12 protein-coding genes are annotated in these 9,998 nt (G+C 59.9%); 9 read left to right on the top strand and 3 right to left on the bottom strand.

What is annotated here, in order from left to right:
- From EDC34_RS12045 to EDC34_RS12035, 3 genes are all read left to right on the top strand, one after another.
- Nucleotides 1-482: hypothetical protein (locus tag EDC34_RS12045; RefSeq protein WP_207899940.1), on the top strand; the 482-nt coding region annotated here is incomplete at its 5' end.
- 80 nt (nt 483-562) lie between these two features.
- Nucleotides 563-955, top strand: coding sequence for a hypothetical protein (locus EDC34_RS12040; RefSeq protein ID WP_132982899.1), 393 nt, complete (start codon nt 563-565; stop codon nt 953-955).
- A gap of 58 nt (nt 956-1,013) precedes the next feature.
- Nucleotides 1,014-1,388 (top strand): hypothetical protein, encoded by a 375-nt coding sequence (locus EDC34_RS12035; protein ID WP_114961101.1) that lies wholly within the window; start codon nt 1,014-1,016, stop codon nt 1,386-1,388.
- A 388-nt stretch (nt 1,389-1,776) separates the two neighbouring features.
- Here the strand turns inward: EDC34_RS12035 and EDC34_RS12250 are convergent, their stop codons facing one another.
- The gene (locus EDC34_RS12250) at nt 1,777-1,947 is read right to left on the bottom strand and encodes a hypothetical protein (protein WP_162797724.1); all 171 of its coding nucleotides are present in this window, start codon (nt 1,945-1,947) and stop codon (nt 1,777-1,779) included.
- 110 nt (nt 1,948-2,057) lie between these two features.
- On the opposite strand from EDC34_RS12250, the gene EDC34_RS12030 reads away from it, so the two are divergent.
- Nucleotides 2,058-2,474, top strand: a complete 417-nt coding sequence (locus EDC34_RS12030; RefSeq protein WP_132982898.1) for a hypothetical protein — start codon at nt 2,058-2,060, stop codon at nt 2,472-2,474.
- A gap of 2,098 nt (nt 2,475-4,572) precedes the next feature.
- Here the strand turns inward: EDC34_RS12030 and EDC34_RS12025 are convergent.
- Together EDC34_RS12025 and EDC34_RS12555 are read right to left on the bottom strand one after the other, a co-directional pair.
- A complete protein-coding gene (locus EDC34_RS12025) occupies nt 4,573-4,755 on the bottom strand; it encodes a hypothetical protein (RefSeq protein ID WP_132982897.1) in 183 nt (60 codons plus the stop codon).
- Nucleotides 4,756-4,823: 68 nt separating this feature from the next.
- Entirely contained in the window at nt 4,824-5,009 is a 186-nt protein-coding gene (locus tag EDC34_RS12555) for a Lar family restriction alleviation protein (RefSeq protein WP_114961100.1), read from the bottom strand.
- Here EDC34_RS12555 and EDC34_RS12015 point away from each other — a divergent pair.
- From EDC34_RS12015 to EDC34_RS11995, 5 genes are all read left to right on the top strand, one after another.
- Entirely contained in the window at nt 5,008-5,403 is a 396-nt protein-coding gene (locus tag EDC34_RS12015) for a hypothetical protein (protein ID WP_132982896.1), read from the top strand. The genes EDC34_RS12555 and EDC34_RS12015 overlap by 2 nt on opposite strands.
- 110 nt (nt 5,404-5,513) lie before the next feature.
- Entirely contained in the window at nt 5,514-6,299 is a 786-nt protein-coding gene (locus EDC34_RS12010) for a hypothetical protein (RefSeq protein WP_132982895.1), read from the top strand.
- Nucleotides 6,300-6,535: 236 nt separating this feature from the next.
- Complete coding sequence (locus EDC34_RS12550) at nt 6,536-6,799, top strand: YdeI/OmpD-associated family protein (protein ID WP_114961099.1); 264 nt, start codon at nt 6,536-6,538, stop codon at nt 6,797-6,799.
- A 223-nt stretch (nt 6,800-7,022) separates the two neighbouring features.
- Nucleotides 7,023-7,313 (top strand): hypothetical protein, encoded by a 291-nt coding sequence (locus tag EDC34_RS12000; protein WP_114961098.1) that lies wholly within the window; start codon nt 7,023-7,025, stop codon nt 7,311-7,313.
- Between the two features lie 1,189 nt (nt 7,314-8,502).
- On the top strand, nt 8,503-9,117 hold the full coding sequence (locus EDC34_RS11995) for an SMI1/KNR4 family protein (RefSeq protein WP_132982894.1): 615 nt from the start codon (nt 8,503-8,505) through the stop codon (nt 9,115-9,117).
- Nucleotides 9,118-9,998 lie beyond the last annotated feature (881 nt).

The following is a 9,998-nucleotide window of genomic DNA, read 5'->3' as shown; positions in this document are numbered from 1 at the left end:
GTAGGCGCAGCGGCGGCGCTGTTGTCGGCGTTGTGGGCCTAACAATTCATTCAAGCCGACGCCGCTTCGCGGCGCGGCTTAACTCAGGCGTTAGGCGGCAGGAGCAAGTAATGCGCAACATGATGTTTTCCACCCTTGCGTCCTTCATGCTCCTTGGAGCCACATCGGCGTTCGGCGCAGATGAGCGCACTCCCGCGCTCAACTGCGAGGTCGGGCCACTCAAGAGGTCATTTGGCGGATCTCCTTGGCTCGTCTATGCGTGCGGTGACAATCGCTCGGCGGTTGTGGTTTCGGATCAAGGCAATCCGGCCATGCCTTTTTACTTCATCCTGTATGTGAATCCCGATGGCCAGATTCGGCTATATGGCGAGGGCACTGGCTCCAAGTCAGCTACGCAGCCCGCATTTGATGAGCTGCGTCAGCTTGATCAACAGGCCATCGCAGCGCTCGTGGCAGAGGCTCGCTCAGCGGCGGCTCCGTGACTAGCCTGCCGCCTAACAATTCGTCCAAGCCGACGCCGCTTCGCGGCGCGGCTTAACTCAGGTGTTAGGTGGCAGGGACAGTGAAACGCGATCTGGAACAAGCCCCTGTGGTGTTCAGCCGCGAGGTTGTCATTGCTCAGCTGGCCGCAAGGGCCGCGCTGCGCCGCTCCTTGGCTGTGATCGTTTTGTCTTTGGTGGGCTGGCTAGCCGTCGGTTTCATCGTCCTGTCGCAGCTAGGCCTTCCCGATGACCTCTGGGCAGCCCTGACGCTCGGCCCTGCATTGCTCGCTGTGCCAGCGATTCGTCAGGCTCAGTGGTGGGTTCTCGCATCGCATCGGCTCCGCTGCCCTTCCTGCCGGCATCTCCTCGCAGAGAATCGCCATTGGTGGAAAAGCCCCACCCCGTTCTGCAAGGCTTGTGGCAAGCTCGCCCTACTTCCGGTGGCGGCACTCGAGCGCGCAGCTGCCACCTAACAATTCATTCAAGCCGACGCCGCTTCGCGGCGCGGCTTAACTCAGGTGTTAGGCGGCCATGGGGAACATCGTGAACTACGTGTTGCTGGCTATCTTTCTCGTCATCGCGGCCACGCTCGCTTACCGCTTCCTGCGTTTCCGCAGCTTGGCGGGAGCGCTGTTCGGCGCCCCTGTTGCTGCAACGCTAGGTGTCGCTGCTGCGGCAGACTCATTCCATATGCCGGTGCAGATCAGGGTGCATTCTCTTGCGAGCGCCACGCCGTACAAAGCCGTTGGCCTTGAGCTTGTGGCAAAGGCACTTGGGCACTACCGCGTCATGCCGGTTACCCTTTCGCACCAGGAGGCGCAACAGCTGGCCGAGCTTCTGCTTCAGGCCTCTGGGCAGCCGCCTAACAATTCATTCAAGCCGACGCCACTTCGTGGCGCGGCTTAATTCAGGTGTTAGGGCGCTGCAAAAGCTGCTTCCATCGCTGCGCCGAGCGAAGCGCCGGTGCAACTCGCCGGCTGATTCTTCCGCTGGGTTTCTGGCAGTCGGCGCCGGCTTCGCCAACCGGTTGGTGCCGGCCTCGGTATCGGGGTGCGCCCTCGGCTTCTCGCGGCAGCAGACCCTCCAACACTCTCGCCGCGTTGCAGCGTTTCCTTGCGACCGCATCGGGTTGCGCGCAGGCGACTCGGCTTTCGGACGGGACAGGCAACTGCGTGCGGCTTGCTTGCGTGCGCTCGCGCGCCCCGCTGGCGTCGTTTTCTGCTACCTTGCGCCCTAACTGTTCGTCCAAGCCGACGCCACTTCGTGGCGCGGCTTAACTCAAGCGTTAGCGGCCTTACCAGTGTTTCAGGCCAAGCTCACGCATTGCCTCCCTCAGATCGGCCCCAGTTTCATGTCGATAAAGGCGAATCGCTTCAACGCGCTTGCCAGCCTTGATCAGCGACATGCACCTAGACTTCAATTCCTCTTGCTTGGCCTTCTGCTGTTCGATCTTGTGAGTATTCATTTCTGCGTCCTCCTCGGCGCTAACAATTCATTCAAGCCGACTGCGCTTCGGCTTGGCTCGGTATGTGTGTCCTGCCGCAGCGCAGCGGCTTAACTCAGGTGTTAGGCGCCATGATCAATTTTCCAGCATGCCTGCTTCCAATTCTCGCCCTTGGCAGTGCAATTTTTCCCGCACGCGCCCAAGATCCACCGATGAGAATCTCGTTAATTCAGCTAATCTCCACACCTGAAAAATACGAGGGAAGAGTTGTGGCAGTGACAGGCTATATCCATCTTGAATTTGAAGGTAACGGAATTTACCTACATAAAGACGACCATCAATACGGCCTTGAAAAAAATGGCCTCTGGATTGACCTAGATGAGTGCGGGTTGCCTGGGGAACAGAAATTTACGGACGGGTATGCTTATGTGGTCGGTCGCTTCACTTCAACTGATCGTGGCCACTTGGACTCACGGTCGGGCGCGCTTCAAGAAATCAAGTCATGCCAGTCGTGGCCTCCGCTTCCACCGCCTCCGCCTGGCACCTAACAATTCGTCCAAGCCGACGCCGCTTCGCGGCGCGGCTTAACTCAAGCGTTAGGGCGCTGGAAAAGCTGTTTCCGCAGCTGCGCCGAGCGAAGCGCCGGTGCAACTCGCCGGCCGGTTCTTCCGCGGGGTTTCTGGCGGTCGGCGACGGCTTCGCCAACCGGCTCGTGCCGGCCTCGATATCGGGGTGCGCCCGCGGCTTCTCGCGGCAGCAGACCCTCCAACACTCTCGCCGCGTTGCAGCGTTTCCTTGCGGCAGCATCGGGTTGCGCGCAGGCGGCTCGGCTCTCGGACGGTACAGGCAACTGCGTGCAGCGGTGTGCCGTGCGCTCGCGCGTCCCACTGACGTCGTTTTCTGCTACCTTGCGCCCTAACTGTTCGTCCAAGCCGACGCCACTTCGTGGCGCGGCTTAACTCAGGTGTTAGGGGGCATGGGTGGACTCACAGCGACTTGAGTTCTGGAAATCCTTCCTTGTCGAGCAGTCCGGCTTTCCCGCGCCAGATCGCCTTGCAAAGCAACTCGAAGTGGCATCGGTCACAGAGGTCTGCGACTGCGGGTGCAACAGCTTCGGAACGCACGTCCCGCCAGAGTCCGGGGCCCCTGCTCTGTGCGAGCCGATGGCACATGCAGCTGCAGTCTTCCAGAGCTACTTCTTGCTTGAGCCATCCGGCAAGTCACTTGAGATCGTCATACACGCAGACAAGCTCGGCAATCTGTCGTATGTCAATATTGACTGCAACGCTAACTCCGAGCCGGTTCCCGAGCTAATCCAAGTCAAGGGTCCGGCGTACCATGTGTTTGTAAGCCAGGGGCTTGCCCCCTAACAATTCGTCCAAGCCGACGCCGCTTCGCGGCGCGGCTTAACTCAGGTGTTAGGTTGCCCGGGGAGCATCGTTGATGACCATTAAGAAAGCATGGGTTGGCGTAGTCACGCTGCTGGCTCTACACCTCGGACTTGGTGGCTTGGCGGGTGCTGCACACGCGGAGACCCATATCCACGAGTCCATTCTCGCAGCCGTTCTCTGGCTTATTCCCGCTGCGGCCGTCAGCTGGTCCATGCGACGTATCTTCGTAGGACCCGCGCTCCTGGTGTGGGCAGCCATGTGGGCGCTTGCGTTGGTGGCCCTGAGCCACCAACCGGCGGCGCCGGCCGTTGCCGCTATTGTGCGGGAACATGCTCCCTCCCTTAGCGCCTCGTTCGTCGCCGTGGTTCTAGGCGCATCTCTCGGGCGGTTGCGATCGGCGTCAACGAAGCTGGCAACCTAACAATTCGTCCAAGCCGACGCTGCTTCGTTACGGCGAAAAGGCGGCAGAAAAAGCCTGCCACCTTTTCGCCTCCACTACGCAGCGCGGCTTAACTCAGGTGTTAGGGCGCTGCAAAAGCTACTTCCATCGCTACGCCGGGCGATGCGCCAGTGCAACTCGCCCACCGGTTCTTCCGCTGGGTTTCTGGCGGTCGGCGCCGGCTTCGCCAACCGGTTCGTGCCGGCCTCGGTATCGGGGTGCGCCCGTGGCTTCTCGCGGCAGCAGACCATCCGGCACTCTCGCCCGTTGCAGCGTTTCCTTGCGGCAGCATCGGGTTGCGCGCCGGCGGCTCGGCTCTCGGACGGTACAGGCAACTGCGTGCGACGGTGCGCCGTGCGCTGGCGCGCCCCGCTGGCGTCGTTTTCTGCTACTTTGCGCCCTAACTGTTCGTCCAAGCCGACGCCACTTCGTGGCACGGCTTAACTCAGGTGTTAGGGCGCTGCAAAAGCTGCTTTCGCAGCTGCGCCGGGCGATGCGCCGATGCAACTCGCCAGCCGATTCTTCCGTTGGGTTTCTGACAGTCGGCGCCGGCTTCGCCAACCGGCTCGTGCCGGCCTCAGCATCGGGGTGCGCCCGTGGCTTCCCGCGGCAGCAGACCCTCCAACACTCTCGCCCAGTTGCAGCGTCTCCTTGCAGCAGCATCGGGTTGCGCGCAGGCGGCTCGGCTCTTGGACGGTACAGGCAACTGCGGGTAGCGGTGCACCGTGCGCTCGCGCGCCCCGCTGGCGTCGTTTTCTGCTACCTTTCGCCCTAACTGTTCGTCCAAGCCGACGCCGCTTCGCGGCGCGGCTTAACTCACGCGTTAGGTTGCTTGCCGCAGTCGTTCAGCTTGGCGCAAAGCCATTCCGCATACCGTTCTTCCTGCGCCGATGTCACAAAGTAGCCGCTGATCCGTAAGGACACTTCGTGAGTGGAGTCGCCGCTGAAAATGTCAACATAAGGGCCGGTGCGCTTCCAATGCCAAGTTCCTTTGTCCACTTCTTTCCTCCGTAGTCCGCAACCTAACAATTCGTCCAAGCCGACTCGGCTTCGCCTCGCGGCTTAACTCAGGTGTTATGCCTCATGTCCCATGCCGCAGCAGATTCATCATCGTCCCACTCGCTGGTGTAGGCTCTCGCCGGGCCGCGGGCACCGCAGCCACCGCATGCGATAAATGAAAGATCATGTCCGTCAGGGTGTTTCCCGTATGAATATCCAACGTCATCGCTACCGCAAAATGGGCATGGCTTCATGACAAATTCCTCTTGGAAAAATGAAATTAACTACCCTAACCAACCTTGCAAGCATTGCGGTGTCAAGGCTTGGGCAGTTGGCCATTACGTTGATGCCGGAGGAAATCCGAAATACCCGTTCTATTGCATGAACTGTGGTAAACGTATACCTGGGTTTGCAAAGCGCAAAGCAGTTGAAAGATCCAACGTCAAAATCAAACAGCTTTATCCGCTTCAACTCCAATTTATTTGTGAGGTCTGCGGTGCTGAAGGGGCTGAAAACCATCACTGGGCACCGTTCCATCTCTTCGGCGATGAGGCCGAAAGCTGGCCGCAGTCCTTTCTCTGCCCGTCTTGTCACAAGCGTTGGCATGATCTTGTTACCCCAAATGCCAATGGCACGCGCAAGGCATAACATGGCGGTCAAGCGGGACGCCCAAAACGCCGCTTCGCGTCATTTTGGCCGCCCCTTACCTATACGTTAGGCAACAGCAACAAATTCAGTCGCTACTTGGGGCTTTTGACGTGAGTGAAACTTGGCTGGCAGTCTTCACCGCCGCCGTATCAGGCGGAATAATTGCGAAGCTTATTGACTATCCTGTTGAATGGATCAAATACTACTTTGGCCAGCGGAAATCCGCTAAGTCGCTCGTTGATGCGCACTTAGACCCGCTCCTGAAGGCAGCAGATGCGATCGTCGGAAAAACATCATCTCTAGCCGATCGTGATTTTTCAATCGATTCAGAACAACAAGAAGCATCATCCACAGCACCACTCGATCCAGACCTAATCGGACTGACCTACTTGTATGCCAGATTCTGGGGGCGCATCAATATTCTTGCGGAGGAAAGCCTTGGTATCTCCCTTGCCTCAGATAAGCGTGGAGCCAAGCTTCAAAAGTTCATTGCGTGCCTTGGGTCACCGCAAATACGCTTAGTCAATCGGACGCACCAAAACGCCATTGGCGAGCTGGCCACGGATCCATCCTACGATGGCCGTCATAGAACAATTGGCCTTGTTGAGTTCGGAAAGAAAATCAGCGAGGACTCATCAGCAGCCGCTTGGTGCAAGCCGCTCATTGAGCTTCTCGGAAAGACAAAGATAAAGGCTACTCGCCAGCAGCTTCTCGTGTACGGAGTTGTTGCGCATGCCCTTGTGGATACGCTTGATCCCGAGCATCAATCAACGCACCCACGCCCGCCATATAGCAATAAATTATCTAAAGCCGCAGTTCGTCAGATCGAGCGGCTCGTCTTTGGCGAGTACCTAAAGGACATTGGTGCGCGCAATCAGTACACAATCGAGCAATAAAAAAGGTACCCGCCGACCGCACTACCGAAGTAGAGTTGGATCATTGGGTACCTTCCGCATCTCCAACGTAGCACTCCTTGCTCATGCATGCAAGGGCACGCCATACGGCAAGGAGCTGTTGCCTAACAATTCGTTCAAGCCGAACCCGCTTCGCTCCGGCAACGGCGTGGCAGATTAAGCTTGCCACGCCGTTGCCTGCGCTACGCAGGTCGGCTTAACTCAGGCGTTAGGCCCCAATGGCCACATCCACGAATGCTCAAAAGCTCGCGGGCGGCACCGTTCATGAGCTGCCGGAAGATTTCAGGGCCGCCATCGAGCGTGATCGGGCGGTGGCCTCCCTGTGGACAGAGATCACCCCACTGGCGCGGAATGAGTGGATCTGCTGGGTCACGTCACCCAAGCAGGAAGCCACTCGGCAGCGTCGCATCGCGGTCGGCATCGATAAGATGCGGAAGGGAATGCGAAGGCCCTGTTGTTGGCCCGGTTGCCCACATCGCTGAGATGGTGTGGCATTGTCCCCGGTAAGGCCCGGGAGTTGGCGCCTAACAATTCGTCCAAGCCGACGCCGCTTCGCGGCGCGGCTTAACTCAAGCGTTAGGCATCATGCCGAGCATTCGACGCGTCTCAGTAATCTTTAGTGCAGTGCTTCTTGCCGCCTGCTCGTCTCTTGTGCATGGCCCAGATCGCCCACCGACCAGGTCGGAGATCATCGGCACTTACGACATGGGGCACGCCGGCTTCGATGAAACGTTACAACTGCATCAGGACGGCACGTACACCAGGACTTTGCACGGACATCTGGGGCAGGACTCTAAGGACTTCCATGGCACTTGGCGGATCGACGGCAAGAACCTCTTCTTTGAGCCTGTTCCGGAGCGGCAGACCGCATCTAGCCTTGTGCAAGCCGAGGCTTTCTTTCATCGCCACAAGCCTGCCTTTGTTCGCACCCAAGACCTCAAGGGAGACAAGGCGCATGAGTGGTGGGTTTACGAGCGCCGGGAGAACGGTCAATGATGCCTAACAATTCGTTCAAGCCGATGCCGCTTCGCGGCACGGCTTAACTCAGGCGTTAGGGCGCTGGAAAAGCTGCTTCCGCAGCTGCGCCGGGCGAAGCGCCAGTGCAACTCGCCCGCCGGTTCTTCCGAGTGGCTCCTGGCGGTCGGCGCCTGCTTCGCTAACCGGTTCGTGCCGGCCTCAGTATCGGGGTGCACCCGTGACTTCTCGCGGCAGCAGACCCTCCAACACTCTCGCCGCGTTGCAGCGTTTCCTCGCGGCAGCATCGGGTTGCGCGCAGGCGGCTCGGCTCTCGGACGGTACAGGCAGCTGCGGGCAGCGGCGCACCGTGCGCTGGCGCGCCCCGCTGGTGTCGTTTTCTGCTACCTTGCGCCCTAACTGTTCGTCCAAGCCGACGCCACTTCGTGGCGCGGCTTAACTCAAGCGTTAGGGCGCTGGAAAAGCTGCTTCCGCAGCTGCGCCGGGCAAAGCGCCAGTGCAACTCGCCCGCCGGTTCTTCCGAGGGGCTCCTGGCGGTCGGCGCCGGCTTCGCCAACCGGTTCGTGCCGGCCTCAGTATCGGGGTGCGCCCGTGGCTTCTCGTGGCAGCAGACCCTCCAACACTCTCGCCGTGTTGCAGCGTTTCCTTGCGGCCGCATCGGGTTGCGCGCAGGCGGCTCGGTTCTCGGACGGTACAGGCAACTGCGTGCGGCGGTGCGCCGTGCGCTGGCGCGCCCCGCTGGCGTCGTTTTCTGCTACTTTGCGCCCTAACTGTTCGTCCAAGCCGACGCCACTTCGTGGCGCGGCTTAACTCAGGTGTTAGGGCGCTGCAAAAGCTGTTTCCGCCGCTGCGCCGGGCGAAGCGCCAGTGCAACTCGCCGGCCGATTCTTCCGCAGGGTTCCTGACGGTCTGCGCCAGCTTCGCCAACCGGTTCGTGCCGGCCTCGGTATCGGGGTGCGCCCGTGGCTTCTCGCAGCAGCAGACGGTCCAGCACTCTCGCCCGTTGCAGCGTTTCCTTGCGGCAGCATCGGGTTGCGCGCAGGCGGCTCGGCTCTCGGACGGTATAGGCAACTGCGTGCGACGGTGCGCCGTGCGCTGGCGCGCCCCGCTGGCGTCGTTTTCTGCTACTTTGCGCCCTAACTGTTCGTCCAAGCCGACGCCACTTCGTGGCACGGCTTAACTCAGGTGTTAGGGCGCAGGAACAGACAGCATGGTCTCTCGGTCGTTCATTGAAAGCCTGGGGCCAGAGCTCGGCCCACTAAAGAAGCTGCTTGCCCGCACTGGCAACGAGGTAGTCATTTCTGGCTCTGATGTACTCGTCTCGCACAGACCGGAAATTGGTCCAGAAGCCTACGCAATAACCTTGCATGCACCGCAAACTGACAGTGAGCTAGCGGTCTACGAGACAACCCACGGCTTGGCCATTCCTGCCAGTTACGTCTCGGTGCTTCGTTCCATCAACGGCGGGCGCATCTTTGATCTGTCCCTTTACGGCGCCCCAAGATCTATGCGGGGCTCTCCGCCGCTACTCGACCGATCGTCTCGCCAACCGCAAGACCTAGCTACTGCTAACCGCTTCTGGCGCGTAGGATTTCAGGCCGCACCAGAACTTTTCCATTTCGGCGGTGCCGCGCTGTCCGTAGACGAGAACGTCGGGTACTTTATTGATGCTTCTGGTAGCGTCGTAGGAATGCGCAAAGGTGGCACTGAGTGGCGCCGGTGGGCAACCTTCTCTGCGTTTCTTTCGGCTGAGATTGACCGTCTTGAGCAATCGTTTCCTGCGTTCGAAGCGTTCATGGCTGACACTGCGCGGACAGCGCGCTAACAATTCATTCAAGCCGACGCCGCTTCGCGGCGCGGCTTAATTCAGGCGTTAGGCCTCATGAAGACAGGCGCATGGTTCTTCCTACTTCCCGGAGTTCTTCTGGCCGTATGCGCTATCGCGCTGATCGCCATAATGGAAATTGGAACTCCTGAGTGGACCTGCAGTTGTTCCGGGCCTGACCATTGGAGTTACAAAGGTCCAGACATGGGAGAGAGTGAGAAACACTTTGACGCAACCCGTCACACCACTTCCTGTAAGCGCACTGATCAATCCGCCAAGATCATGGACAAAGTTTTTGGCTTGCTGTTTCCAGGCCATGAGGCCTAACAATTCGTTCAAGCCGAGTCCGCTTCGCGGCCTCGGCGCCGGTTGCTACGATTGAACCAACGCCGCGGCCGCTGCGCTGCCCGGCTTAACTCAGGTGTTAGGCCGCATGGGCTTCCTGGTCAGTGGAGTAGTTCGCATCGTGGCGGATCACGTGCTCCGGCTCTTTTCTGCACTGGCTCGCGGTGGCGCCCGGATGGTGTCGCCGCAGCTGGGCATCGCGGCTTTCTCGCTCCAGACAGCGTTTCCCGCGGCTTCTTCGCCGGGCGCCCGGTTCTGGTCGGCTCTCGGGCCGTGGCGCTGGGGCGCTCTCGTCTACCCATTGCTGTCGCGCCGCGCTACAGTGCGGCCTAACAGTTTATTCAAGCCGACGCCACTTCGTGGCGCGGCTTAATTCAGGCGTTAGGCCGCATGGACTTCCTGGTCAGTGGAGTAGTTCGCATCGTGGCGGATCACGTGCTCCCGTAAGCTCCCCCGTCAAGCGGACATTTCAAAAGTAGAACATCTGGCGGGTTGGTTGCGGTATTCGATGGGCGTCATGCCGTCGAGGGCGTCGT

The organism is Thermomonas haemolytica (assembly GCF_004346265.1).
Taxonomy (GTDB): Bacteria; Pseudomonadota; Gammaproteobacteria; order Xanthomonadales; family Xanthomonadaceae; genus Thermomonas; species Thermomonas haemolytica.
This window is presented reverse-complemented; position numbering and strand designations above follow the sequence as displayed.

Excerpts from the sequence above, each read along its gene's own strand:
- EDC34_RS12035 (WP_114961101.1), top strand. The coding sequence starts at position 1,014 with ATGGGGAACATCGTGAACTACGTGTTGCTGGCTATCTTTCTCGTCATC.
- EDC34_RS12250 (WP_162797724.1), bottom strand. The coding sequence starts at position 1,947 with ATGAATACTCACAAGATCGAACAGCAGAAGGCCAAGCAAGAGGAATTG.
- EDC34_RS12030 (WP_132982898.1), top strand. The coding sequence starts at position 2,058 with ATGATCAATTTTCCAGCATGCCTGCTTCCAATTCTCGCCCTTGGCAGT.
- EDC34_RS12015 (WP_132982896.1), top strand. The coding sequence starts at position 5,008 with ATGACAAATTCCTCTTGGAAAAATGAAATTAACTACCCTAACCAACCT.
- EDC34_RS12555 (WP_114961100.1), bottom strand. The coding sequence starts at position 5,009 with ATGAAGCCATGCCCATTTTGCGGTAGCGATGACGTTGGATATTCATAC.
- EDC34_RS12550 (WP_114961099.1), top strand. The coding sequence starts at position 6,536 with ATGGCCACATCCACGAATGCTCAAAAGCTCGCGGGCGGCACCGTTCAT.
- EDC34_RS12000 (WP_114961098.1), top strand. The coding sequence starts at position 7,023 with ATGGGGCACGCCGGCTTCGATGAAACGTTACAACTGCATCAGGACGGC.
- EDC34_RS11995 (WP_132982894.1), top strand. The coding sequence starts at position 8,503 with ATGGTCTCTCGGTCGTTCATTGAAAGCCTGGGGCCAGAGCTCGGCCCA.